This is a genomic window from Pseudomonas rhizoryzae, assembly GCF_005250615.1.
Taxonomy (GTDB): domain Bacteria; phylum Pseudomonadota; class Gammaproteobacteria; order Pseudomonadales; family Pseudomonadaceae; genus Chryseomonas; species Chryseomonas rhizoryzae.
On record NZ_SULM01000010.1, the window covers coordinates 238,149 to 261,982 of the forward strand.

The window sequence follows — 23,834 nt, forward strand, 5'->3', positions numbered from 1 at the left end:
ATGACTGACGACCTCAATAGCGGTTTCGACGACCAGCCCCATATCCTGCTGGTCGATGACGATCCCACCTTCACCCGGGTCATGGCTCGGGCCATGGATCGTCGCGGCCTGCGCGTGTCCATCGCCGACAGCGCCGAGGAAGGCCTGCAACTGGCCAAGGACGACCTGCCGGACTACGCCGTGCTCGACCTGAAGATGGAGGGCGACTCCGGTCTGGTGCTGCTGCCCAAGCTGCTCGAGCTGCATCCGGACATGCGCGTGGTGCTGCTGACCGGTTATTCCAGCATCGCCACCGCCGTGGAAGCCATCAAGCGCGGCGCCACCAACTACCTGTGCAAGCCGGCCGATGCCGACGATGTCCTGGCCGCCTTGCTGGCCCAGCACGCCGACCTCGACACCCTGGTGCCGGACAACCCCATGTCGGTGGATCGCCTGCAGTGGGAGCACATCCAGCGGGTGCTGGCCGAGCACGAGGGCAACATCTCGGCCACCGCCCGAGCCCTGGGCATGCACCGGCGTACCCTGCAGCGTAAGTTGCAGAAGCGTCCGGTCCGGCGCTGACGGACCGTCATCGTCCCCGGCCCGGTGGGCGATGATTGTTACATTGTTCCAGTCAGAATTCGTTCAGGCATTCCGGCATAGGCTGTGCAAGCGTCTCGTTGAGCAGTCCTTGAGAGTCCGAGCATGTCCGAATCCGCCGTACCCGTGCCCTCCGTCTATGGAGCTTCCCGTGGGCATTTCCTGGCCCGTGTCTGGGCCCTGATCACCCCCTACTGGCGCAGTGAAGAGAAAGGCAAGGCCTGGCTTCTCCTGGGCGTGGTGATCACCCTGTCCCTGGCCGGCGTGGGCCTGTCCGTCGCCCTCAACACCTGGTATCGCTATTTCTACGATGCCTTGCAGACGCGCGACCTGGCCGCCTTCATCCGGCTGATGCTGTATTTCTGCGGCTTGGCGGCCACCGCCATCCTGCTGGCCGTGTACCGGCTCTACCTGACCCAGGCGCTGACCATCAACTGGCGGCGTTGGTTGACCGAAAAGCACTTCGGTCTCTGGCTGTCCGACCGCAACTACTATCAGCTGGAACGCGAAGGCGGTGCCGACAACCCCGACCAGCGCCTGACCGAGGACATCCGCGACTTCGCTGAAACCACCCTGAGCCTTGGCCTGGGCTTCATCCGCACCGTGGTCAGCCTGGTGTCCTTCAGCGTCATCCTGTTCGGCATTTCCGGCGACATCACCCTGTTCGGCATCACCATCCCGGCCTACATGTTCTGGGCGGCGCTGATCTACGCCACCGTCGGCACCTGGCTGACCCATCTCATCGGCCGCCGGCTGATCGGCCTCTACAACCAGCAGCAACGCTACGAAGCCGACCTGCGCTTCGGCCTGATTCGCGTCCGCGAGAAAGCCGAGAGCGTCGCCCTGTTCCGCGGCGAAGCCAACGAACACCGGCGCCTGCTGGATCGCTTCGGTTACGTCTGGGGCAACTACCACCTGGTGATGAACTACACCAAGCGGCTGACCTTCTTCACCGCCGGCTACAGCCAGATCGCCATCATCGCCGGCTTCGTGCTGGCCGCGCCGCGCTACTTTTCCGGCAAGATCCAACTGGGCGACCTGATGCAGGTCAACTCGGCCTTCGGCAACGTCCAGGAAAGCCTCAGCTGGTTCGTCGATGCCTACGTCAGCCTGGCCGGCTGGCGCGCCGTCTCCGATCGTCTGCTCACCTTCCGCGAGACCATGGCCGAATTCAGCCAGGAGACCGACATCCTGGTGCCCCGCACCAGCGACGCCGACCTGGTGCTGGAAGGCCTCACCCTGAGCGCCGCCGGTCGTCTGCTGCTGCACCCGACCGACCTGCGCATCGCCCGGGGCGAGCACCTGCTGATCGAAGGCGCTTCGGGAAGCGGCAAGAGCACCTTGCTGCGTGCCCTGGCCGGCCTCTGGCGGCAAGGGCAGGGGGGAATCGCGGTGCCCGACGGGCGCCAGCTGTTCCTGCCGCAACAGCCCTATCTGCCCATAGGCACCTTGCGCGAGGCGCTGTCCTATCCGCAGCCAGAGGATGCCTACTCCGACGAGCGCCTGATGGAGGTGCTGCAGCACTGTCGCCTGGGGCACCTCTGCGAGCACCTGGATGAGGCGCGGCACTGGGAACGCACCCTATCGCCGGGCGAGCAGCAGCGGGTGGCTCTGGCCCGGGCACTGTTGTATGCCCCCGACTGGTTGTTCCTCGACGAAGCCAGTTCGGCACTCAGCGAAGCGGACGAACGAGCGCTCTACCATCGGCTTCTGGCAGAGAATCCAGGCCTTACCCTGGTCAGCGTCGGCCATCGTCCAAGCCTGCGCGCCTATCACCACCGGCACCTCTTATTGGAGGAGCAAGAGCTGCGTGCCAGAGCGGTGGATGACGCTTTCTGATATAGACTGGGCGGTCTAGCTCGGGCGTTTGGGCAGAGTGGGGTGCTATGATTTCGAAAGCCATTTCAATCGGTAAGAAAATCCATGTCTGCACCTAGTGTATCCCGCCCACGTAAGAGACCCCGTAGCCTGGCAGAGGAGGTCGTTGCGGTGCTGATCCAGCAGATCGGCGAGGGGCAGTTCCAACCTGGCGACAAACTGCCTACCGAATCGGCCATCATGCAGGCTCAGGGTGTCAGCCGAACCGTGGTACGTGAGGCCATTTCCCGGCTGCAAGCAGGTGGCTACGTGGAGACACGACACGGCATCGGCACTTTCGTCCTGCAACGGCGCGCCGAGTCCCCTCTACCGCTCGATCCGGCCACCGTCATCACCCTCAAGGACGTCTTGGCGATGCTCGAGTTGCGTATCAGCCTGGAGGTCGAGGCGGCCGGTCTCGCCGCGCAGCGTCGCTCGCCAGAGCAGTTGCAGGCCATGCGGAACCTGTTGGAAACCATGCGCGTAGGGGCCGAGCAGCCCGACTTTGCGGTGAGCGCTGATCTGGAGTTGCATCTGCTGATCGCCAGCTCCACCGGCAACCGCTATTTCAGCGACATCATGAGCTACCTGGGCACGGTGCTGATTCCCCGTACCCGGCTCAATTCCGCCTACTTGGCGCACGATGATCAGCAACGCTACCAGACGCGTCTGGATGCCGAGCATGAGGCCATCGTCCAAGCCATTGAAGAGGGCGATGTGGAAGCGGCCCGTTCGACCATGCGTCTGCACCTGAGCAATAGTCGCGAGCGTCTGCGTCGTGCTCACGAAGAGATGGAACGGCAAGTCGAAGAGGCCTAGCAAGGGAGTTTCGGGCTGCGCAAGACATTTTGGCGGTGAGGACTTGCTCCTCGCTCAAGATAGGTTGTACGATGACTTACAACAGATCGCGGGTTAGCCGCATCTCAGTCCAACCTATGCCGAGGCATCCAGATGACTCCACAAGAACTCAAACACGTCCTCTCTTCCGGTCTGTTGTCCTTTCCGCTGACCGACTTCGATGCCAATGGCGACTTCCGCGCCGATACCTACGCCAAGCGCCTCGAATGGCTGGCCCCCTACGGGGCGACCGCGCTGTTCGCCGCGGGTGGCACCGGCGAGTTCTTTTCCCTGGAAGCCAGTGAATACAGCAGCATCATCAAGACCGCGGTGGATACCTGCCAGGGCAGTGTCCCTATCCTCGCCGGCGTCGGCGGCTCCACTCGCCAGGCCATCGCCTATGCCCAGGAAGCCGAGCGCCTCGGCGCCAAGGGCCTGCTGCTGTTGCCGCACTATCTGACCGAAGCCAGCCAGGACGGCGTGGCCGCCCATGTCGAAGCCGTCTGCAAAGCGGTGAAGATCGGTGTAGTGGTCTACAACCGCAATGTCTGCCGCCTGCAGCCCCAGCACCTGGAACAACTGGCCGAGCGCTGCCCCAATCTGATCGGCTACAAGGACGGTCTGGGCGACATCGAACTCATGGTGTCCATCCGGCGTCGTCTGGGCGACCGCTTCAGCTACCTGGGCGGCCTGCCCACCGCCGAAGTCTATGCCGCTGCCTACAAGGCGCTGGGCGTACCTGTCTATTCCTCGGCGGTGTTCAACTTCATCCCCAAGACCGCCGTACAGTTCTACGAAGCCATTGCCCGTGACGATCACGAGACGGTCGGCAAGTTGATCGACGACTTCTTCCTGCCCTACCTGGAGATCCGCAATCGCTGCGCCGGCTACGCCGTGAGCATCGTCAAGGCGGGCGCCAAGATCGCTGGCTACGACGCCGGCCCGGTGCGTACCCCGCTGACCGATCTCAAGCAGGACGAGTACGAGCGGTTGGCGGCGCTGATGGACAAGCTCGGCCCGCAGTAAGTACAGGCGGCGGGGGCGGCCCTCGACCTGTCCCTGCAACCGCAAAGCCCACCACCAGCCTCCTGGTCGTGGGCTTTTTTCTGTCCGCTCTGCAGCCAGGGACGGATGCTGTATGGCCTTGAGTCTGCTGGCCTTAATTCGCTCCTAAGGCCGCTCTGCCAGATTCGTGCGCTTCCGGCCGAGCACGACCCGGCAATCCTGGTGCTTGCCTGCTCTCGGCCAATGTTCTCGCCAAGGTTCGCCCTATGACCGCAGCCGTCCTGTTTCTCGCGCTTGCCGCAACATCGGGGAGCACGACCTGCCTGGCGGCGAATCCACCCTCGGCGATCGCGCTGGTACGGGCGGCCAGCAACCCTCCGGCGCCAGGCCCCCAGGCGCTGCCGGTCATCCATACCGAGGGGACCTTGCCCCATACCGGCATCCACGATCAGTCTGCCGCGGCCGTGCGCGATTTCAGTTACATGCTGGATCTGGCACTGGCCTGGCGGGATACCCACGATGCCGCGGCCCTGACGCGGCTGGCGGGCTACCTCGATGCCTGGACGCAAACGTATCGACCGAGCTTCAATCCCATCGACGAGACGAACCTCGGCAGCCTCATCGCGGCCTATCGGCTGACGGCCGCTGACCTGCCCAAGGCGACCGCCCAGCGCACGCGCCTCTTCATCGCGCAGCTGGCGCAGGGCTATCTGGACGGAATGGAGGCCCATCGCGGCGATGCCCGTGGCGTCTGGAGCAACAACTGGCAGAGCCACAGGGTCAAGCTGGCCGTGCTGGCGGCCAGTGCCCTGGATGACGAGGCGCTATTCGCCCGGGCCCGCACGGCCTTCGTGGCCCAGCTGTCGGCCAACATGAGGCCCGATGGCGAGGTACTCGATTTCACTCAGCGCGATGCCCTGCACTATGTCGTCTATGACCTCGAACCCCTGGTACTGGCCGCGGCGGTCGCCCAGGGGCGGGGCGAGGAATGGTTGCGGCTGCCGGGGCGCGAGGGCCAAACCCTGGCCAAGGCGCTCGACTGGCTATCGCCCTATGCGGAAGGGCAGCGCAGCCATGAGGAATTCCAACATTCGACGGTGAGCTTCGACGCCCAGCGCGCCCAGGCCGGACTACCCGGTTTTTCCGGCCCCTGGGATCCGCTGAGTGCCAAGGCCCTGTACTGGTCGGCCAGTCTGCTCGACCCTGGCTATACCACCATTGCCAGACGTCTCGCTACGGCGCCGCCCCGCTGGTTATGGGCCTATGCCCCATCTTGTCGGCACTAGGCGATCCGCGCGGGATCAATTGAGACTGTAGATGCTGACCTTCGCCGTCCCGTCGGCCACCATGTCGAGGCGGTCGGCCGCGCTGCGCGACAGGTCGATCAGGCGCCGATGCACCGTGGGGCCGCGATCGTTGATACGGACGATGACGCTGCGACCGTTATCCAGGTTGGTGACCTGGACGCGGGTGCCGAAGGGCAGGGTGCGATGGGCGGCGGTGAGAGCGTTGGGGTCGTACTTCTCGCCGCTGGCGGTGCGACGTCCGGCATGCCATTTGGAGTAGAAGGACGCCATGCCGACATCGTGATAATCGTGGGCGGCGGTGGAGGAGAGTGTGGGCGGGAAACGTTCATGGCTGGCGCAGCCGGCGAACAGCAGGACCAGCGACAGCAGCCCAGCACGGTGGATCCGATGCATCTCGATGCCTCCTGGCAAAACGACCGGCAGCAGCTTAAGGGCTCGAAGCGGGACTGTCAGCCCCGCTTCGAGCCCTCGTGCGAATGCCGTCAGCCTTCCAGTTTCTGCTTGAGCAACTGGTTGACCTGGCCGGGGTTGGCCTTGCCCTTGGAGGCCTTCATCGCCTGGCCGACGAAGAAGCCGAACATCTTGCCGCGCTTGGCTTCGTCGCTGGCGCGGTATTGCTCGACCTGGGCGGCGTTGGCGGCCAGGACCTCATCCAGCATGGCCTCGATGGCGCCGCTGTCGGTGACCTGCTTGAGCCCCTTGGCTTCGATGACGGCATCGGCGCTTTCACCTTCGCCGGCGGCCAGGGCTTCGAACACCATCTTGGCGAGCTTGCCGGAGATGGTGTCGTCCTTGATGCGCAGGATCAGGCCGCCCAGTTGGGCTGCGCTCACCGGCGACTGGCCGATCTCCAGATCCTGCTTGTTGAGCAGGCTGGACAACTCGCCCATCACCCAGTTGGCGGCTAACTTGGCATCGCCGCTCACGCGCTGGACTTCCTCGAAGTAGTCGGCCAGTTCACGGCTGGCGGACAGCACGCTGGCGTCATAGACCGACAGGCCGTATTCGCTCTGGAAGCGGTCGCGCTTCTCGGTCGGCAGCTCGGGCAACTGGCTGCGCACCTCGGCGAGGAAGGCCGGCTCGATCACCACCGGCAAGAGGTCAGGGCAGGGGAAGTAACGGTAGTCGTTGGCTTCCTCCTTGCTGCGCATGGAGCGGGTTTCGTCCTTGTTCGGATCGTACAGGCGAGTTTCCTGGACTACCTTGCCACCGTCCTCGATCAGTTCGATCTGGCGCTGGACCTCGTGGTTGATGGCCTTCTCGATGAAGCGGAAGGAGTTGACGTTCTTGATCTCGGCGCGCGTTCCGAAGGCTTCCTGGCCCTTGGGCCGTACCGAGACGTTGCAGTCGCAACGCAGGGACCCTTCGGCCATGTTGCCGTCGCAGATGCCCAGGTAGCGGACCAGGGCATGGATCGCCTTGACGTAGGCCACGGCTTCCTTGGCGCTGCGGATATCCGGCTCGGAGACGATCTCCAGCAGCGGGGTGCCGGCGCGGTTCAGGTCGATGCCGCTCATGCCGTGGAAGTCTTCGTGCAGGCTCTTGCCGGCATCCTCTTCCAGGTGCGCGCGGGTGATGCCGATGCGCTTGACGGTGCCGTCTTCCAGGGTGATGTCCAGGTGGCCCTTGCCGACGATGGGATGATCCATCTGGCTGGTCTGGTAGCCCTTGGGCAGGTCCGGGTAGAAGTAGTTCTTGCGCGCGAAGACGTTGCGCTCGGCGATCTCGGCGTCGATGGCCAGGCCGAACTTGCAGGCCATGCGCACGGCCTCGGCGTTGAGCACCGGCAGGGTGCCGGGCATGCCCAGGTCGATCAGGCTGGCGTGGGCATTGGGCTCGGCGCCGAAGCTGGTGGCGCTGGCCGAGAAAATCTTCGATTGGGTGCTGAGCTGAGCGTGGATCTCAAGCCCGATCACGGTTTCCCATTGCATGTCTCTATCCTTCCTCAGAAGCCGCTCGGCGCCTGGCGATGCCAGTCGCTGACCTGTTGGTACTGGTGGGCGACGTTGAGTAGCCGGCCTTCCTGGAAATAGTTGCCGAGCAGTTGCACGCCCACCGGCAGACCGTCGATGAAACCGGCCGGCATCGATAGGCCGGGGATGCCGGCGAGGTTGGCGGCGATGGTGTAGAGGTCTTCGAGATAGGCGGAGACCGGATCGTTGCTCTTCTCGCCGATTTTCCAGGCCGGATTCGGCGTGGTCGGGCCGAGGATGACGTCGACCTCGGCGAAGGCCGCGACGAAGTCGTTCTTGATCAACCGGCGAATACGCTGCGCCTTGAGGTAGTAGGCATCGTAGTAGCCCGCCGAGAGGGCATAGGTGCCGACCATGATGCGGCGCTTCACTTCCGCGCCGAAACCTTCGCCACGGGATCTCTTGTAGAGATCCTCCAGGTTGACCGGATTCTCGCAGCGATAGCCGAAACGCACGCCGTCGAAGCGCGACAGATTGGAGCTGGCCTCGGCCGGGGCGATTACGTAATAGGCCGGGATGGCGTGCTGCAGATTCGGCAGGGAGATGTCCTTGACGGTGGCGCCGAGCTTCTCCAGCTCCTCGACCACGGCCAGCACCTTCTCGCCGATGCGGGCATCCAGGTCGGTGCCGAAGTATTCCCGCGGCAGGCCGATGCGCAGACCGGTCAGCGGCTGCTGCAAGGCGGCGCGGTAGTCGTCCACCGGCTGGTCGACGCAAGTGGAGTCCTTGGGGTCGAAGCCTGCCATGGCCTGCAGCAGCAGGGCGCAATCCTCGGCGGTACGGGCCAGCGGGCCGCCCTGATCGAGGCTGGAGGCGTAGGCGATCATGCCCCAGCGCGAGACGCGACCATAGGTGGGCTTGAGGCCGGTGAGGTTGGTCAGGGCCGCCGGCTGGCGGATCGAGCCACCGGTGTCGGTGCCGGTGGCGGCGGGCAAGAGGCGCGCCGCCACCGCCGCGGCGGAGCCACCGGAGGAGCCGCCCGGCACCCGGGTGACGTCCCAGGGATTCTTCACCGGGCCATAGTGGCTGGATTCGTTGGCCGAGCCCATGGCGAATTCGTCCATGTTCAGCTTGCCGAGGGAGACGGTGCCGGCCGCGGCTAGCTTCTCCACCACGGTGGCGTCATAGGGCGCCTCGAAGCCAGTGAGGATCTTAGAGCCGCAGGTGGTGAGCACACCCTGGGTGCAGAACAGGTCCTTGTGGCCGATGGGCGCGCCGAGCAGGGCGCCGGTCTCGCCGGCTGCGCGGCGGGCATCGGCGGCACGGGCCTGCGCCAGGGCCTGCTCGCGGGTCACGGTGATGAAGGTGTTGAGCTGCGGGTCGAGTTGCTCGATCCGCTGCAGCAGGCCGAGGGTCAGTTCTTCGGCGGAAAAGTCCTTCGCGGCCAGGGCGGCGGCGATCTCGGTCAGGGTCAGCTGATGCATGTCGTGTCTCACTCGATCACCTTGGGTACCAGGTAGAGCCCGGCTTCCACGGCGGGGGCGATGGCCTGGTAGGCATCGCGCCGGTTGCTTTCGGTGGCCTGGTCGGGTCGCAGGCGCTGGGTGGCTTCCAGCGGGTGGGCGAGGGGGGCGATGCCCGCGGTGTCCACGGCCTGCATGCGGTCGACGAGGCCGAGGATATCGTTGAGGGTGGCGGTGGTAGCGGCGAGATCCGCTTCGTCGAGACCCAGGCGGGCCAGGTGAGCGATCTTTTCGACGTCGGTGCGTTCGAGCGCCATCGGCTTCTCCAGCAGGAAGGCGGCGTGACCCGGTTGGTGGCCGCGTATGCAGGAGACGGGCTAGGCGGGTCGGGCGCCGTGTTGAACGAGGACTTAATAGCCCGGAAAAGCTCTCAATCTAGCATATCGGCGCCTTGCCCTAAATCCCTGCGATTGTTAGAGTCTGCCGCACTTTTTTACCCGCACGTTTGTCCTGTCGCGTGCCTGCTTGTCACCGCCTAGGGTCACCTCATGTTCAAGAAATTGCGTGGCATGTTCTCCAGCGATCTGTCGATCGACTTGGGAACCGCCAACACCCTGATTTATGTCCGCGAGCGCGGTATCGTGCTGAACGAGCCGTCGGTGGTCGCTATCCGCACCCACGGTAACAGCAACCAGAAGAGCGTGGTCGCCGTCGGTACCGACGCCAAGCGCATGCTCGGTCGTACGCCGGGCAACATCTCCGCCATTCGCCCGATGAAGGATGGCGTCATCGCCGACTTCAGCGTCTGTGAAAAGATGCTGCAGTACTTCATCAACAAGGTGCACGAGAACAGCTTCCTGCAGCCCAGTCCGCGGGTGTTGATCTGCGTCCCTTGCAAGTCCACCCAGGTCGAGCGCCGCGCCATTCGCGAATCCGCGCTGGGTGCCGGTGCCCGTGAGGTGTTCCTGATCGAAGAGCCGATGGCCGCGGCCATCGGCGCCGGTCTGCCGGTCGAGGAAGCCCATGGTTCCATGGTCGTCGACATCGGTGGCGGCACCACCGAGATCGCGTTGATTTCCCTGAACGGCGTGGTCTATGCCGAGTCGGTCCGCGTCGGCGGTGATCGTTTCGACGAAGCCATCGTCACCTACGTGCGCCGCAACTACGGTAGCCTGATCGGCGAATCCACCGCCGAGCGCATCAAGCAGGAAATCGGTACCGCCTACCCGGGTGGCGAGGTCCGCGAGATCGACGTCCGTGGCCGCAACCTGGCCGAAGGCGTTCCGCGCAGCTTCACCCTCAACTCCAACGAGGTGCTCGAAGCCATGCAGGAATCCCTGGCGACCATCGTCCAGGCGGTCAAGAGCTGCCTCGAGCAGTCGCCGCCGGAACTGGCCTCCGACATCGCCGAGCGCGGCCTGGTGCTGACCGGTGGTGGCGCCCTGCTGCGTGACCTGGACAAGCTGCTGTCGCTGGAGACCGGTCTGCCGGTCATCGTCGCCGAGGACCCGCTGACCTGCGTGGCCCGTGGCGGCGGCAAGGCACTGGAAATGATGGATCGCCACGCCATGGACCTGCTGTCCACCGAATAAGGCAGTTCCAGACTACAGGCCCCGATCCGGTCGCCTCTGGCGTCCGGATCGCCGGGCGCGTTCTGCGAGGAACTCACCATCAAGCCGATTTTCAGCAAAGGCCCTTCACTGGGCATTCGTCTGTTGATCCTGGCCGCCCTGTCGGTGGGTGTCATGGTCACCGACGCGCGTTTCGACTATCTGAAGCCCGTGCGCAGCCAGCTGGCGCTGGTCCTCTCGCCCCTCTACGAGGTGGCGGGTTTCCCTGTGCGTGCCTGGGAAGCGGTCAGCGATCAGTTTTCCAGCCGTACCGAGCTAATGGCGGAAAACGAGCGCCTCAAGGCCGAGCAGTTGCTGCTGCAACGCCGGCTGCAGAAGCTCGCCGCCCTGACCGAGCAGAACGTGCGCCTGCGCGAATTGCTCAACTCCGCCGCCCTGGTGGACGACAAGGTGCTGGTCGGCGAGTTGATCGGCGTCGATCCCAATCCCTATACCCATCGCATCATCATCGACAAGGGCGCGAAGGACGGTGTCTTCGTCGGCCAGCCGGTGCTCGACGCCAGCGGCCTGATGGGGCAGGTGGTGGAGGTGATGCCCTATTCGGCACGCGTCCTGCTGCTCACCGACGTGACCCACAGCATTCCGGTCCAGGTCAATCGCAACGGGTTGCGCGCCATCGCGGTCGGCACCGGCAACCCCGAGCGCCTGGAATTGCGCTACGTGGCCGATACCGCCGACATCAAGGAAGGCGACCTGCTGGTGAGCTCCGGCCTGGGGCAACGCTTCCCGGCGGGCTATCCGGTGGCCACGGTGTCCAAGGTGATCCACGACTCGGGGCAACCCTTCGCCGTGGTCCGCGCCATTCCTACCGCCAAGCTCAATCGCAGTCGCTACATGCTGCTGGTATTCAGCGACACCCGGACCCCCGAGCAGCGCGCCAACGATGCCGCCGAGGCTCAGGAAGCGGCCGATCGTCATGCCGCGCAACGTCCGGCCGCCCCGGCCAATCCGTCCGCGGCTGGTGCTGCCGCGACGCCGCCGGCTGCAGCTACTCCGGCCCAGGGGGCGGGTTCTAGCAGTCGCCAGGCCGCGCCGTCGCAAGGGGCCAGCTCCGGCAATCGCCAGGCTACTCCTGCCAAGCCGCCGGCTACCCAGGGTGGCGCCGCTGTCCACTCCGTAGCCCCGACCAAGCCGCCGGCCCATAACGCCACCCCGGCGACCGGCCAGCCGGCCGCGAGCAGCGCTCCGCCGCAGAAGAAGCTGCCGCCGCTGCCTGCCGCGATTCAGCACCAGGCCCCGGAACTGCCCGACGAGGGTGATCGTTGATGGCGCTGCGCATCGGCCACAACGGGTGGGTGATCTGGCTCTCCCTGTTGGTCGGGCTGCTGCTGTCGGTCGCGCCCATGCCGGAATTCATGGAGATCGGCCGGCCGCTATGGCTGGCGATGTTGTTGACCTTCTGGACCCTGACCCTGCCGCATCGCGTCGGTCTGCTCACCGCCTGGGTGATGGGTATCGCCGAAGACGTGCTCTACGGCAGTCTGCTGGGCCAGACGGCCCTGGTGCTGAGTCTGGTGGTGTTCCTCGTCCGCTCCCTGGCGCAGCGGCTGCGCGCCTTCCCAATCTGGCAGCAGGGCTTCGTGCTGCTGGTGGTCTACGGCATCGGTCAACTGCTGGCGCTGTGGTTGAACGCCCTGGCTGGCAGCCGCCCGCCGACCCTGGTCTTTCTCACCCCGGCCCTGGTCAGCGCCTTGCTCTGGCCCTGGATCTACCTGCTGCTTCGCGGGCTGCGCCTCAGATTCGGGGTCAACTAAGCTGGTTTCACCTGCGCTGGGCTGGCATGCTCCCCTCATCTCCTGCCGTCTGGTTGTTGTCGATGCCCCAGCTCTACCTTGCTTCCGCCTCGCCACGGCGTGCCGAACTGCTCGAACAGATCGGCGTCGCCTTTCAAAAAGTCGCCGCGACAGTGGACGAAACCCCCCATCCGGGCGAGGTGGCGGACGCCTATGTCGAGCGGCTGGCGCGAGCCAAGGCGGCCATGGGCTGGCAGGTGCTGGCCGGCACCGCAGACGGCTGCGTGCTGGGCGCCGATACCTGCGTGGTGCTGGATGACCAGCTACTTGGCAAACCCCGCGACCGGGCCGACGCCCTGACCACGCTCGCCGCGCTCAGCGGCCGCCGTCATCGGGTGGTGACAGGTGTCGCCGTCACCGATGGCGAGCGTTGCCTGAGTCGCGTGGTGGTGGCAGAGGTGGAGTTCCGTCCGCTGGCACCTGGCGAAGCCGAGCGCTACTGGGAAACCGGCGAGCCGGCGGACAAGGCCGGTAGCTATGCGATCCAGGGTGCCGGGGCGGTCTTCGTCCGTGCTCTGCAGGGTAGCTATAGCGCCGTCGTAGGGCTGCCGCTGTGTGAAACCGCGGAACTGCTGAGCGCTTTCGCCATCCCTTGTTGGCAGTCCGTTGGCCTGTCGACTGCCCAACCCTGAGGCATTCGAGTCCTCGGTCGTTCTTCCGCCCTTCCACGTCGTCCAAGAGTCCTCCATGAGCGAAGAGATCCTCATCAACATCACTCCCATGGAGTCCCGTGTCGCGGTCGTGGAAAACGGCGTGTTGCAGGAGGTGCACGTCGAGCGCACCCTGAGACGCGGCATCGTCGGCAACATCTATCGCGGGCGGGTGGTACGGGTGCTGCCGGGCATGCAGGCGGCGTTCGTCGACATCGGGCTCGCCCGGGCGGCCTTCATACACGCCGCCGAGATATCCCAGCGCGAGGGGGCGGCGGTAGAGAGCATCAATGCCCTGGTGCGCGAGGGCCAGACCCTGGTGGTCCAGGTCACCAAGGACCCCATAGGCACCAAGGGCGCCCGGCTCACCACCCATCTGTCGATCCCCTCGCGCTACCTGGTCTATATGCCGCGGACCTCCCATGTCGGCATTTCGCTGAAGATCGAGGACGAGGCCGAGCGCGAGCGGCTCAAGGCGATCATGACCCGCTGCGTCGAAAGCGAAGGGATCGAGCAGGAGGGCGGCTTCATCCTGCGCACCGCCGCCGAGGCCGCGCGCGAGGAAGACATCCTCGCCGACATCCGTTATCTGCGCCGCCTCTGGCAGCAGATCTCTGGCAATCTGAACGGGCCGACGCCGGTACCCATCTACGAGGACCTGACCCTGGCGCTGCGGGCGCTGCGTGACCTGGTCGGGCCGCGCACCGAGAAGATCCGCGTCGACAGCCGCGAGAACTTCCAGCGCATCGGCCAGTTCGTCGAGGAGCTCATGCCCGAGGTGGCCTCGCGCCTGGAGCACTATCCCGGCGAGCGACCGATCTTCGATCTCTATGGCGTGGAAGACGAGATCCAGAAGGCCCTGGAACGCAAGGTGCTGCTCAAGTCCGGTGGCTATCTGGTGATCGACCCCACCGAGGCCATGACCACCATCGACGTCAACACCGGTGCCTTCGTCGGCCATCGCACCCTGGAAGAGACCATCTTCAAGACCAACCTCGAGGCCGCCACCGCCATCGCTCGCCAACTGCGCCTGCGCAATCTCGGCGGCATCATCATCATCGACTTCATCGACATGGAAGATGAAGAGCACCAGCGCCAGGTGATCCGCACCCTGGAAAAGCAGCTCGAGCGCGACCACGCCAAGACCAACATCATCGGCATCACCGAGCTGGGTCTGTTGCAGATGACCCGCAAGCGCACCCGCGAGAGCCTGTCCCAGGTACTCTGCGAGCCCTGCGCCAATTGCCAGGGCCGTGGCATCCTGCGTACCGCCGAGACCATCTGCTACGAGATATTCCGCGAGATCCTGCGTGAGGCACGGGCCTACCAGGCCAATTCCTACCTGGTGCTGGCCAACCAGAAGGTGGTGGATCGGCTGCTGGACGAGGAGTCGGGCAACGTCGCCGATCTCGAAGCCTTCATCGGCCGTACCGTCAAATTCCAGGTGGAGACCATGTATTCCCAGGAGCAGTACGATGTGGTGCTGCTCTAGGTCTGCCCGTTGATGTCCCTGCTCAAGCGTGGTGCGCTGATCCTGGCATTGTCGCTGCTCGCCTTGATGACGCTTTACGTGGGCCTGGGCCGGTTGCTCATGCCCTGGATCGGGGAGTATCGCAACGAGGTCGAGGCACGGGCGTCGACCGCGCTGGGCGAGCCGGTGCGTCTGGGCCGCCTCGAAGGTCACTGGGCGATCTGGAATCCGGTGCTGGTGCTCCGCGATCTGAGCCTGGGACGGGGAGAGCGGAGCGTCCAGCTCGACTACCTCAAGGTGGTGCCGGATGTCTTCGGCAGCCTCTGGCACTGGCAACTGCGGCTCAAGGCGCTGCAGGTCGATGGCGTCCATCTGGTCTTGCAGGAAGACGCCCAGGGCCACTGGCAACTGCGCGGCCTGCCACCGCGCGCGCCCGAGGCCAAACCCTTCGATCCGGCGCCACTGCTCGACGCCCTGGGCCGGCTGGACCATGCCAGCCTGCTGGACAGCCAGCTCAGCCTGATTCCGCAGCAGGGGTCACCGGTCACCCTCAGATACCTCGAGGCCAGTCTCTCGCGGCAATTGAGCGGTTCCCTGGAATTGGCGAGTCGCTTCCGGCTGCCCGATGGCGGCACCGTGGCGGCGCACCTGAACGGCACGCCACGTCTTGACGATTGGCGCGCCAGTCGCCTGGAAGGCTATGTCAGCCTGCCCGCCAGCGACTGGTCGCGCTGGGTACCGGCCACCCTGACCAAGCAGTGGCGCCTGCAGCGCGCCCAGGCCAGCGGCGAGCTCTGGTTCGACTGGGCCGAGGGACGCTTGCAAGACTCCTACCTGCGCCTGCGGGCCGCTGACCTGACGCTCGCCTATGCCGATCGCCCACCGGTGCGTCTGCAAGGCCTGGAGTTGGACGCTGGCCAACAGGGCGCCGCCGCCAGTAGGCAAACGGCGGCCCTGGTACTCAAGGCCCAGCTCGACGGTAAGCCGCTGGAAGGTCGCTACGGCCTCGCCTACGACGGTGACACCCAGCACCTGCAGGTGCGTGGCGACCAGCTCGATCTCGCCCAGGCCGCGCGCCTGGCACGGGATCTGGCGCCCTTGCCCGCGCCGCTCGCCCAGGCGTTACAGGCCTTGGCCCCCCATGGCCGGCTACGCAATCTCAACGCCGATCTCTATCCGCAGCAGCCCCTGCCGGAGCGCCTCAGCTACGCCACCAACCTGGAGCGGGTAGGCTTTTCCGCCTATCACGGCGCACCCGCCGCCGACGGTATCAGCGGTAGCCTCAGTGGCAGTCTCGGCGGTGGCGAATTGCGCCTGGATACTACCGATTTCATGCTCTACCTGAGCGATATCTTCCCGGACCCCTGGCGCTATCGCACCGCCAAGGCGCGGCTGACCTGGAGCCTCGACAGCCAGAGATTCACCCTCGGCAGTGCGCTGATGCAGGTGACCGGTCCGGAAGGCGCCGCCAGTGGCGACATGCACATCCAGCTCGGCCTGCATCCGGAGGTGGACAGCTACATGGACCTGCGGGTCGGCCTCAAGGATGGCGATGCCAGCTATACCCGCAAGTACCTGCCCACGCGCCTGCCGGCGACGCAATTCAGCCCGGAGCTTGCCCAATGGCTGAGCACCGCCATCGTCGGCGGGCGTATCGACGAGGGTATCTTCCAGTACCAGGGCTCGCTGCGGCACGGCTCGCCCGCGCACTCGCGCACCATGAGCCTGTTCTTCCGGGTACATGATGCCCAGCTGGCCTATCAGCCCGGCTGGCCGGCGCTGCGCCAGGCCCGGGGTGAGGTGTTCATCGAAAACGACGGCATCAAGGTGCAGGTGCCGGAAGGACGCATCCTCGACACTCGCGTGCGGGACGCCGAGGCCCGTATCCCGCTGCTGCACGACGGCAGCGCCCCGCACCTGAAGCTCACCGCCCGGCTCGACAGCAGCGTGCGTGACGGCTTGAAGATCCTGCAGGAGGCGCCGCTGCCGACCGCCAAGGTCTTCGCCGGCTGGAAAGGCGAGGGCGCGCTTCCCAACAGCGGCCTGAATCTGGACATCCCGCTGGCCAAGGCCCAGCCACCGGTGGTGGTGGTCGACCTGACGCCGGACAAGGCCCACCTGGAACTGGCGGACCCCAAGCTGACCCTGACCGACATCCGCGGCACCTTCCGCTACGACACCCGCACCGGCTTGAGCGCTCCGGACATCCAGGCGCGGGTCTTCGACCAGCCCATTCGTGGCCAGGCCTTGGCCGAAGGCAAGGCCGACGATCCGCGTACCCGCCTGGTCCTGGATGGGCGCGTGGATGTCGACCAACTGGCCCGCTGGCTGGGGAGCGCGGGGCGCCCCATCCCGGCGCGTGGCTTATTGGGCTATCGCCTCGGGCTGACCCTGGCCGAGCACAGCGAGCTGGTGGTCACCTCTGACCTGCGCGGGGTGGCCATCGACCTGCCGGCGCCCTTCGGCAAGAACGCCGACGATAGCCGCGACGCCTTCTTCAGCCTAGCACTCAACGAGGGTGAGCGTCGCGTGGAGGCGACCTACAAGGGCATCGCCGACGCCGTCCTGATGCTCGATCCGGCCGCCATCGCCAAGGGGCGCGGGGAGATCATGCTCGGCGGTGGCACCGCCAATCTGCCGGCCAGCTCCGGCTACGACCTGCGTGGAAAGCTCGCTGAATTCGACCTGAGCGCCTGGCAAGGCGTCTATCAACGCTACGTGGCCACTGCCACGAATGGCAGTGGCGGGGCAGGGCAGGGCAATGGCAATCTCCCTGACCTTTCCAGTCTCGGACGTGGCGATCTCACCTTCGATCGCTTCCTCGCCTTCGGTCAGGAAATCGACAACCTACGTCTCACCTACGAACCCCAGGACACCGCCTGGGAGTTTGGGCTGGCCAGTCAGACCATCGCCGGCCAGGTGCGGATGCCGCGGCAGAACGGGCAGCCGATCGACGTCAATCTGCAGCACCTGCGCATTCCCCAAACGCCAGCCGACCCTTCGGTGGTCAGCGATGCGCCGCGACCCGATCCGCTGGCCGACATCGATCCACGTAAATTGCCGGCGCTGAACCTGAACATCGATAGCTTCGAATTGGGTGGTCGGCCAGTCGGCGCCCAGCACCTGCAAATCAGGCCCTCGCCGGCTGGGGCCAATTTCAACGCGCTGGACCTCGATCTGCGTGGCCTCAAGGTGCAAGGCGATCTGCGCTGGGAGGGCGCCCCTGGAGCGACCCACAGCTACTACCAAGGCCGACTCTCGGGCGGCAACATCGCCGATATCCTCCTGGCCTGGAACTTCGCCTCGAGCGTGACCAGTCGCGATTTCCACCTGAATGCCGGCGTCAATTGGCCCGGCTCACCGGCCTATGTCGCCCTGGCCCGCCTCAATGGCAGCCTGGATGCGCGTCTGCACGAGGGCCAGTTGCGCAAGGTGGATGGGCCTGCCTCGGCGCTGCGGATCTTCGGCCTGCTCAATTTCGAATCCATCCGCCGCCGCCTGCGTCTGGACTTCTCCGACCTGTTCGGCCAGGGCCTGAGCTACGACACCATCACCGGTGTACTCGTGGCCCAGAAGGGCGTCTTCCGCACGCAAAAGCCCATCACCCTGAGTGGTCCGGGCGCGGAGATGAGCCTGAGTGGCGTGCTGGACATGGCCGATAACAGGGTCAACGCCAACTTGCGCGTTGGCCTGCCGTTGAGCAATGCGCTGCCGCTCGCGGCCTTGCTGGCGGGCGCCCCGGTGGTCGGCGGCGCGCTGTTCATCGTCGATCGCCTGATCGGCGATCGTCTCACCCGCATAGCCAGCATCAACTATCACATCGAAGGCCCCTGGCAGAATCCGAAGATGACCGTCGAATAAGAGAGCCTGCTAGCATGGTCGGCGAAGACTGGAGTGACCTATGTCCATAGCCATCCTGCAGATGGTCAGCGGCCCCGCGGTGACGGCCAACCTGCTCGCCGCCGAGCGCCTGCTCGAACGCGCCGCCCAAGGCGGGGCGCGGCTTGCGGTACTGCCGGAAAACTTCGTCGCCATCGGCCATCCGGCGCCTGCCGAGCTGGCCCGGGCGGAGGCGCTCGGCCAGGGCGAGATCCTGCCCTGGCTGTCCGAGCGCGCTCGTGCCCTTGGCCTCTGGCTGCTCGCCGGTACCCTGCCGCTCTTGCCCGACGGCGCAACGGCGGGCAAACCCTGCGCCTGCTCCCTGCTCTACGACGACCAAGGGCAACGCGTCGCCCGTTACGACAAGCTGCATCTCTTCGACGCCGACGTCAGCGACAGCCACGGTAGCTATCGCGAATCCGACCACTATGCGGCCGGAGCGACCCTCACGGTGGTGGACACCCCGGTCGGCCGCCTGGGGATGAGCGTGTGCTATGACCTGCGCTTTCCTGAACTCTACGGCGCCCTGCGCGCGGCCGGCGCGGAGTTGATCAGCGCGCCTTCGGCCTTCACCGTGCCGACCGGCCAGGCCCACTGGGAGCTGTTGCTGCGAGCCCGCGCGGTGGAGACCCAGAGCTATCTGCTGGGCGCGGCCCAAGGCGGCGTCCACGCCAATGGCCGGACCACCTGGGGCCATGCCATGGCCGTCGATCCCTGGGGCGAGGTGCTCGCCGTCCAGGCCAGTGGCGAGGCGGTGCTGTTCATCGAGCGCGATGCGCAGCGCCAGGCCGAACTGCGCCAGCGGATGCCGGTGCAACAGCATCGCCGCTTCGCGCCGGCGCACCTGGCCGGTCGCCAGGGATAGCACGGCAATGACGGCCATTGGTCATTTGCATCAGGGATCGGTGCTTTCCGCGAGTAGGCTAGACCGAGACGCGACCCTTTCATCGTTCCGGCGCCCGTGGCGGCGTCGTCTGGAGTGTCCATGAGTGATTACCTAACAAGCGTCGGCGCGGCCCTGCTCGGTCCCGGCGGACTCGCGGTCGATGATCTGCAGCCGGTGCTGCAGCGCCTGGCTGGTCCCGGCATCGACGCGGCCGATCTGTATTTCCAGAGCATCGTCTCCGAGTCCTGGTTGCTGGAGGATGGCATCGTCAAGGAAGGCGGCTTCCACCTCGACCAAGGCGTTGGGGTGCGGGCGCTGTCCGGCGAGAAGACTGGCTTCGCCTACAGCAACGCCATCACTGGCGAGGCGCTGGACCTCGCTGCCCAGGCGGCGCGCTCAATTTCCCGTAGCGGCACCGAAGGTCGGGTTCAGGCGTTTCGCGCGGTGGAGCCAGCGCAGCGTCTCTACGGCCAGGACAATCCGCTCGACGTATTGGATCGCGCGACCAAGGTCGCCTTCCTCCAGCAACTAGACGAGGCCACCCGTGCCCTGGATCCGCGGATCCAGCAGGTCACCATCAGCCTGGCAGGGGTCTGGGAGCGGACCCTGGTGGCCGCGGTCGACGGCACCCTGGCCGCCGATGTCCGGCCCCTGGTACGCCTGGGCGTGAGCGTCATCGTCGAGCAGAACGGGCGGCGGGAGCGGGGTAACAGCGGTGGCGGCGGTCGCTGCGACTACCGCTATTTCCAGAGCGATGACCGTGCCCTGGGCTATGCCCGCGAAGCGGTGCGCCAGGCGCTGGTCAATCTCGAAGCCACCGCGGCGCCGGCCGGCACCCTGCCGGTGGTCCTGGGCGCCGGCTGGTCGGGCGTGCTCCTGCACGAGGCGGTCGGCCATGGCCTGGAAGGCGACTTCAACCGCAAGGGCAGCTCCAACTACAGCGGCCAGCTCGGTCGCCAGGTGGCGTCTCCGCTGTGCACCATCGTCGACGACGGCACCCTGCCGGATCGTCGCGGCTCGCTGTCCATCGACGACGAAGGCACGCCCAGCGGCTACAACGTGCTGATCGAGAACGGCATCCTCAAGGGCTACATGCAGGACAAGCTCAATGCCCGCCTGATGGGCGTGGCGCCCACCGGCAACGGCCGGCGCGAATCCTATGCCCATCTGCCGATGCCGCGCATGACCAATACCTACATGCTCGCCGGCCAGAGCGATCCGGCCGAGATCATCGCCTCGGTGGAGAAGGGTATCTATTGCGCCAGCCTGGGCGGTGGTCAGGTGGACATCACCAGTGGCAAGTTCGTCTTCACCACCAACGAGGCCTACTTGATTGAGAACGGCAAGCTGGGTCGTCCGGTGAAGGGCGCCACCCTGATCGGCAACGGTCCCGAGGTGATGAACCGGGTCTCCATGGTCGGCAACGACCTGGCGCTGGATGCAGGGGTAGGGACCTGCGGCAAGGATGGCCAGTCACTGCCGGTGGGTGTGGGTCAGCCGACGCTGAAGATCGACGCCATCACCGTGGGCGGCACCGGCGCCTGATGCCGATGCCCGTGCTGGCCGTGCCGCAGCGAGACCTAGCGCAGCCCGCGCTGGGTCTCGTCGAGGGCGCGGATGTACTTGAACACCTTGCGCGCTGCCGCGGGCGGCTTGTTGTGCGCCGCCTCGTGCTGGGCATGGCGCACCAGGCCGCGCAGATGCTGGCGGTCGGTTTCCGGGTACAGTGCCACGAAGGCTTCCAGCGCCGCGTCGCCCTCGGCGATCAGGCGGTCGCGCCAGCGCTCCAGGGCATGGAAGCGCTCGTTGTATTGCCGGGTGGAGCTGTCCATCTGGTCGACCAGCGCCAGGATGGCTTCCAGATCCTGGTCACGCATCAGCTTGCCCAGGTACTGGACATGCCTTTTGCGCGCGATGTGCGTCTTGTGCTTGGGCGCCTCCGCCAGCGCCTTGCGCAGCGGATCGGTCAACGGCAAGCGGTCCAGTTGCTCGGCCGGCAGGCCAGCCAGGCGTTCGCCGAGATCCTGCAGCGCGTGCAATTCACGCTTGACCTGAGTCTTGCTCTTTTCGCCCAGCGGCGCGTCGTCGTCGTAAGAATCAACCATGAACTATGGGGTCCAGCTAAGAATGGGCGCCATCATAACGAGTTGCCGCACGGTTGTCCGGCCTGGCCGGCGCCGTCCGTAAGGAGAACGTCATGAATCGCAACGACGCCGTGGGTCCCGCCGCGCTACCCGAATTGCGCGAGCAGGTCGAAGCCATCCTGGCCGAGGCCCGACGCCAGGGGGCCAGCGCCGGTGAGGTAGCCGTCTCGGTCGACCAGGGGCTGTCCACCTCCGTGCGCAAGGGCGAGGTGGAGACGGTCGAATTCAATCGCGACCAGGGCTTCGGCATCACCCTCTACGTGGGCCAGCGCAAGGGCTCGGCCAGCACCTCCGCCACCGGCCCGGACGCCATCCGCGAGACCGTGGCGGCGGCCCTGGCCATCGCCAAGCACACCTCCGAGGACCCCTGCGCGGGCCTGGCCGACGCCGAGCTGATGGCGCGTGGCGAACTGCCCGATCTCGACCTCTATCATCCCTGGGACATCACCCCCGAACAGGCCATCGAGCAGGCCCTGGCCTGCGAAGCCGCTGCCTACGCCGCCGACAGCCGTATCGGTAATGCCGACGGCACCACCCTCAATACCCACCAGGGCTGCCGGGTCTACGGCAACAGCCACGGCTTCGTCGGTGGCTACGCCAGCACCCGTCACAGCCTCAGTTGCGTGATGATCGCTGGCAGCGGCGAAGCCATGCAGCGCGACTACTACTACGACGTCAATCGCATCGGCCGTGAGCTGATGAGCGCCGAGGAGATCGGTCGGCGCGCCGCCGAGCGCGCCGTGAGCCGCCTGGGGGCACGTCCGGTGCCTACGGCCAAGGTCCCAGTGCTGTTTTCCCCGGAAATGGCCGCCGGCCTGTTCGGCACCTTTCTTGCCGCCATTTCCGGCGGCAACCTCTATCGCAAGTCGTCCTTCCTCGAAGGCGCCCTGGGCCAGCAGGTGTTTCCCGACTGGCTGACCCTGGACGAACGTCCCCATTTGCCACGCGCCCTGGGCAGCGCGGCCTTCGATGGCGAAGGCCTGGCCACCTACGCCAAGCCCTTCGTCGAGAACGGTCAGTTGGTGTCCTATGTGCTCGGCAGCTATTCGGCGCGCAAGCTGGGCCTGCAGAGCACCGCCAACGCCGGCGGCGTGCACAACCTGCATGTCAGCCACGGCGCGGCCGATCAGGCCGAACTGATCCGGCAGATGGGCACCGGCTTCCTGGTCACCGAGATGATGGGGCAGGGTACCAATCTGGTCACCGGCGACTATTCCCGCGGCGCGGGCGGTTTCTGGATCGAGAATGGCGAGATCCAGTTTCCGGTCCAGGAGGTCACCATCGCCGGGCGGCTGGGCGACATGTTCCGCCAGATCGTGGCGGTTGGCAGTGATGTCGAACACCGCGGCAGCCTGCGTACCGGGTCCGTGCTGATCGAGGGCATGACCCTCGCAGGTAGCTGAAAACGACACCGAGGGAGTCGTCGCGAGAAAATCCGGTCGAATTCGAGACAGCTCACCCCGTTACTCGTTAGTATCCTAGCAATGCACTAGGACATAGCCCGCGCGGTCGGATCACGCGACCGAACGGGCTCACGGTCAGTCGGGGCGCTACCGCGCTCCAGCCGTACTTCCCGCCGCCTCGCTGCGGTGGGTCCATACCAAAGCCACCATGGAGACAATCCGCATGTCGCACACTCTGCCTCAGCTGCCCTACGCCTACGACGCGCTGGAACCGCACGTCGATGCCCAGACCATGGAAATCCACCACACCAAGCACCACCAGACCTACATCAACAACCTGAACGCCGCCCTGGAAGGTACCGAGTTCGCCAATCTGCCGGCCGAAGAAGTGGTTCGTCAGCTGGACAAGCTGCCCCAGGACAAGCGCGGCGCCGTGCAGAACAACGGTGGCGGCCACGCCAACCACAGCCTGTTCTGGACCGTGATGGCCCCCAATGCCGGTGGCAAGCCCGAGGGTGCCCTGGCCGAAGCCATCGAATCCCAGCTGGGTGGCTTCGACGCCTTCAAGGAAGCCTTCACCAAGGCAGCCCTGACCCGCTTCGGCAGCGGCTGGGCCTGGCTGAGCGTGACCCCGGCGAAGAAGCTGGTGGTGGAAAGCACCGGTAACCAGGACAGCCCGCTGATGACCGGCAACACCCCGATCCTCGGCCTGGATGTCTGGGAGCACGCCTACTACCTGCGCTACCAGAACCGTCGTCCCGAGTACATCGGTGCCTTCTTCAACGTCATCAACTGGCCGGAAGTGTCCCGTCGCTACGAAGCGGCGCTGAACGCCTGAGTCGATGCGCGATAAAAAAGCCGCCCTAGGGCTAATGCCAGTCAGTTAAGAGTTCGGCCTTGACGCCTGACTGGCAGCGCACAGAATCCGGTGCTTGATTCCAAGCACCGGATTTTTTATGCGTATTGCTCAAGCCCTGGAAATGACTCGCGAGTTGTCTTCGACCACGACGACACTC

The 23,834-nt window shown here is 65.8% G+C and carries 20 protein-coding genes; 15 read left to right on the plus strand and 5 right to left on the minus strand.

Annotated features, from left to right (window positions below):
- The 5 genes from FAZ11_RS17970 to FAZ11_RS17990 all read left to right on the plus strand — a co-directional run bounded on the left by FAZ11_RS17970 (window position 1) and on the right by FAZ11_RS17990 (window position 5,564).
- Entirely contained in the window at window positions 1-561 is a 561-nt protein-coding gene (locus FAZ11_RS17970) for a response regulator transcription factor (RefSeq protein WP_058760117.1), read from the plus strand.
- Between the two features lie 123 nt (window positions 562-684).
- Complete coding sequence (locus tag FAZ11_RS17975) at window positions 685-2,418, plus strand: ABC transporter ATP-binding protein/permease (RefSeq protein ID WP_058760118.1); 1,734 nt, start codon at window positions 685-687, stop codon at window positions 2,416-2,418.
- A gap of 84 nt (window positions 2,419-2,502) precedes the next feature.
- Window positions 2,503-3,255: a FadR/GntR family transcriptional regulator gene (locus tag FAZ11_RS17980; protein ID WP_193557165.1), complete on the plus strand. Its 753-nt coding sequence runs from the start codon at window positions 2,503-2,505 to the stop codon at window positions 3,253-3,255.
- Window positions 3,256-3,387: 132 nt separating this feature from the next.
- Window positions 3,388-4,299, plus strand: coding sequence for a 5-dehydro-4-deoxyglucarate dehydratase (gene kdgD, locus FAZ11_RS17985; RefSeq protein WP_058760120.1), 912 nt, complete (start codon window positions 3,388-3,390; stop codon window positions 4,297-4,299).
- A gap of 245 nt (window positions 4,300-4,544) precedes the next feature.
- Window positions 4,545-5,564, plus strand: coding sequence for an alginate lyase family protein (locus FAZ11_RS17990; protein ID WP_058772544.1), 1,020 nt, complete (start codon window positions 4,545-4,547; stop codon window positions 5,562-5,564).
- A 15-nt stretch (window positions 5,565-5,579) separates the two neighbouring features.
- Here the strand turns inward: FAZ11_RS17990 and FAZ11_RS17995 are convergent, their stop codons facing one another.
- From FAZ11_RS17995 to gatC, 4 genes are all read right to left on the minus strand, one after another.
- Complete coding sequence (locus FAZ11_RS17995; protein ID WP_058760122.1) at window positions 5,580-5,978, minus strand: septal ring lytic transglycosylase RlpA family protein; 399 nt, start codon at window positions 5,976-5,978, stop codon at window positions 5,580-5,582.
- An 89-nt stretch (window positions 5,979-6,067) separates the two neighbouring features.
- A complete protein-coding gene (gatB, locus tag FAZ11_RS18000; protein WP_058760123.1) occupies window positions 6,068-7,516 on the minus strand; it encodes an Asp-tRNA(Asn)/Glu-tRNA(Gln) amidotransferase subunit GatB in 1,449 nt (482 codons plus the stop codon).
- Between the two features lie 14 nt (window positions 7,517-7,530).
- On the minus strand, window positions 7,531-8,982 hold the full coding sequence (gene gatA / locus FAZ11_RS18005) for an Asp-tRNA(Asn)/Glu-tRNA(Gln) amidotransferase subunit GatA (RefSeq protein WP_058772543.1): 1,452 nt from the start codon (window positions 8,980-8,982) through the stop codon (window positions 7,531-7,533).
- An 8-nt stretch (window positions 8,983-8,990) separates the two neighbouring features.
- Entirely contained in the window at window positions 8,991-9,278 is a 288-nt protein-coding gene (gatC, locus tag FAZ11_RS18010) for an Asp-tRNA(Asn)/Glu-tRNA(Gln) amidotransferase subunit GatC (RefSeq protein WP_058760125.1), read from the minus strand.
- Window positions 9,279-9,509: 231 nt separating this feature from the next.
- Here gatC and mreB point away from each other — a divergent pair, with 231 nt between their 5' ends.
- The 8 genes from mreB (at window position 9,510) to tldD (ending at window position 20,816) form a co-directional block, all read left to right on the plus strand.
- Window positions 9,510-10,553 (plus strand): rod shape-determining protein MreB, encoded by a 1,044-nt coding sequence (mreB, locus tag FAZ11_RS18015; protein ID WP_058760126.1) that lies wholly within the window; start codon window positions 9,510-9,512, stop codon window positions 10,551-10,553.
- Between the two features lie 126 nt (window positions 10,554-10,679).
- Window positions 10,680-11,858 carry a rod shape-determining protein MreC gene (mreC, locus tag FAZ11_RS18020; RefSeq protein ID WP_240043607.1) on the plus strand — a complete coding sequence of 393 codons (1,179 nt, stop codon included), beginning with the start codon at window positions 10,680-10,682 and terminating at the stop codon, window positions 11,856-11,858.
- A complete protein-coding gene (gene mreD, locus FAZ11_RS18025) occupies window positions 11,858-12,346 on the plus strand; it encodes a rod shape-determining protein MreD (RefSeq protein ID WP_058760127.1) in 489 nt (162 codons plus the stop codon). Before mreC ends, mreD begins: the two co-directional genes overlap by 1 nt.
- A 62-nt stretch (window positions 12,347-12,408) precedes the next feature.
- Window positions 12,409-13,017: a Maf family protein gene (locus tag FAZ11_RS18030; protein ID WP_058766491.1), complete on the plus strand. Its 609-nt coding sequence runs from the start codon at window positions 12,409-12,411 to the stop codon at window positions 13,015-13,017.
- A gap of 55 nt (window positions 13,018-13,072) precedes the next feature.
- Window positions 13,073-14,527, plus strand: coding sequence for a ribonuclease G (gene rng, locus FAZ11_RS18035; protein WP_058760129.1), 1,455 nt, complete (start codon window positions 13,073-13,075; stop codon window positions 14,525-14,527).
- A gap of 12 nt (window positions 14,528-14,539) precedes the next feature.
- Window positions 14,540-18,367, plus strand: a complete 3,828-nt coding sequence (locus FAZ11_RS18040; RefSeq protein ID WP_058772542.1) for a YhdP family protein — start codon at window positions 14,540-14,542, stop codon at window positions 18,365-18,367.
- A 40-nt stretch (window positions 18,368-18,407) separates the two neighbouring features.
- The gene (locus tag FAZ11_RS18045) at window positions 18,408-19,250 is read left to right on the plus strand and encodes a carbon-nitrogen hydrolase family protein (protein ID WP_058772541.1); all 843 of its coding nucleotides are present in this window, start codon (window positions 18,408-18,410) and stop codon (window positions 19,248-19,250) included.
- 120 nt (window positions 19,251-19,370) lie between these two features.
- Window positions 19,371-20,816, plus strand: coding sequence for a metalloprotease TldD (gene tldD / locus FAZ11_RS18050; RefSeq protein ID WP_058760132.1), 1,446 nt, complete (start codon window positions 19,371-19,373; stop codon window positions 20,814-20,816).
- Window positions 20,817-20,851: 35 nt separating this feature from the next.
- Here the strand turns inward: tldD and yjgA are convergent, their stop codons facing one another.
- Complete coding sequence (yjgA, locus tag FAZ11_RS18055) at window positions 20,852-21,376, minus strand: ribosome biogenesis factor YjgA (protein ID WP_058760133.1); 525 nt, start codon at window positions 21,374-21,376, stop codon at window positions 20,852-20,854.
- A 92-nt stretch (window positions 21,377-21,468) separates the two neighbouring features.
- Between yjgA and pmbA the strand changes: the two genes are divergently transcribed.
- Together pmbA and FAZ11_RS18065 are read left to right on the plus strand one after the other, a co-directional pair.
- On the plus strand, window positions 21,469-22,818 hold the full coding sequence (pmbA, locus tag FAZ11_RS18060) for a metalloprotease PmbA (protein WP_058772540.1): 1,350 nt from the start codon (window positions 21,469-21,471) through the stop codon (window positions 22,816-22,818).
- Between the two features lie 223 nt (window positions 22,819-23,041).
- Complete coding sequence (locus FAZ11_RS18065) at window positions 23,042-23,656, plus strand: superoxide dismutase (protein WP_058760135.1); 615 nt, start codon at window positions 23,042-23,044, stop codon at window positions 23,654-23,656.
- Window positions 23,657-23,834: the final 178 nt, after the last annotated feature.

Coding starts and splice junctions, on each gene's coding strand:
- FAZ11_RS17980 (WP_193557165.1), top strand. CDS start 2,503: ATGTCTGCACCTAGTGTATCCCGCCCACGTAAGAGACCCCGTAGCCTG.
- rng (WP_058760129.1), top strand. CDS start 13,073: ATGAGCGAAGAGATCCTCATCAACATCACTCCCATGGAGTCCCGTGTC.
- gatC (WP_058760125.1), bottom strand. CDS start 9,278: ATGGCGCTCGAACGCACCGACGTCGAAAAGATCGCTCACCTGGCCCGC.
- FAZ11_RS18040 (WP_058772542.1), top strand. CDS start 14,540: ATGTCCCTGCTCAAGCGTGGTGCGCTGATCCTGGCATTGTCGCTGCTC.
- kdgD (WP_058760120.1), top strand. CDS start 3,388: ATGACTCCACAAGAACTCAAACACGTCCTCTCTTCCGGTCTGTTGTCC.
- gatB (WP_058760123.1), bottom strand. CDS start 7,516: ATGCAATGGGAAACCGTGATCGGGCTTGAGATCCACGCTCAGCTCAGC.
- FAZ11_RS17970 (WP_058760117.1), top strand. CDS start 1: ATGACTGACGACCTCAATAGCGGTTTCGACGACCAGCCCCATATCCTG.
- FAZ11_RS18030 (WP_058766491.1), top strand. CDS start 12,409: ATGCCCCAGCTCTACCTTGCTTCCGCCTCGCCACGGCGTGCCGAACTG.
- FAZ11_RS18065 (WP_058760135.1), top strand. CDS start 23,042: ATGTCGCACACTCTGCCTCAGCTGCCCTACGCCTACGACGCGCTGGAA.
- mreB (WP_058760126.1), top strand. CDS start 9,510: ATGTTCAAGAAATTGCGTGGCATGTTCTCCAGCGATCTGTCGATCGAC.
- FAZ11_RS17975 (WP_058760118.1), top strand. CDS start 685: ATGTCCGAATCCGCCGTACCCGTGCCCTCCGTCTATGGAGCTTCCCGT.
- tldD (WP_058760132.1), top strand. CDS start 19,371: ATGAGTGATTACCTAACAAGCGTCGGCGCGGCCCTGCTCGGTCCCGGC.
- FAZ11_RS17990 (WP_058772544.1), top strand. CDS start 4,545: ATGACCGCAGCCGTCCTGTTTCTCGCGCTTGCCGCAACATCGGGGAGC.
- FAZ11_RS18045 (WP_058772541.1), top strand. CDS start 18,408: ATGTCCATAGCCATCCTGCAGATGGTCAGCGGCCCCGCGGTGACGGCC.
- pmbA (WP_058772540.1), top strand. CDS start 21,469: ATGAATCGCAACGACGCCGTGGGTCCCGCCGCGCTACCCGAATTGCGC.
- mreD (WP_058760127.1), top strand. CDS start 11,858: ATGGCGCTGCGCATCGGCCACAACGGGTGGGTGATCTGGCTCTCCCTG.
- FAZ11_RS17995 (WP_058760122.1), bottom strand. CDS start 5,978: ATGCATCGGATCCACCGTGCTGGGCTGCTGTCGCTGGTCCTGCTGTTC.
- yjgA (WP_058760133.1), bottom strand. CDS start 21,376: ATGGTTGATTCTTACGACGACGACGCGCCGCTGGGCGAAAAGAGCAAG.
- gatA (WP_058772543.1), bottom strand. CDS start 8,982: ATGCATCAGCTGACCCTGACCGAGATCGCCGCCGCCCTGGCCGCGAAG.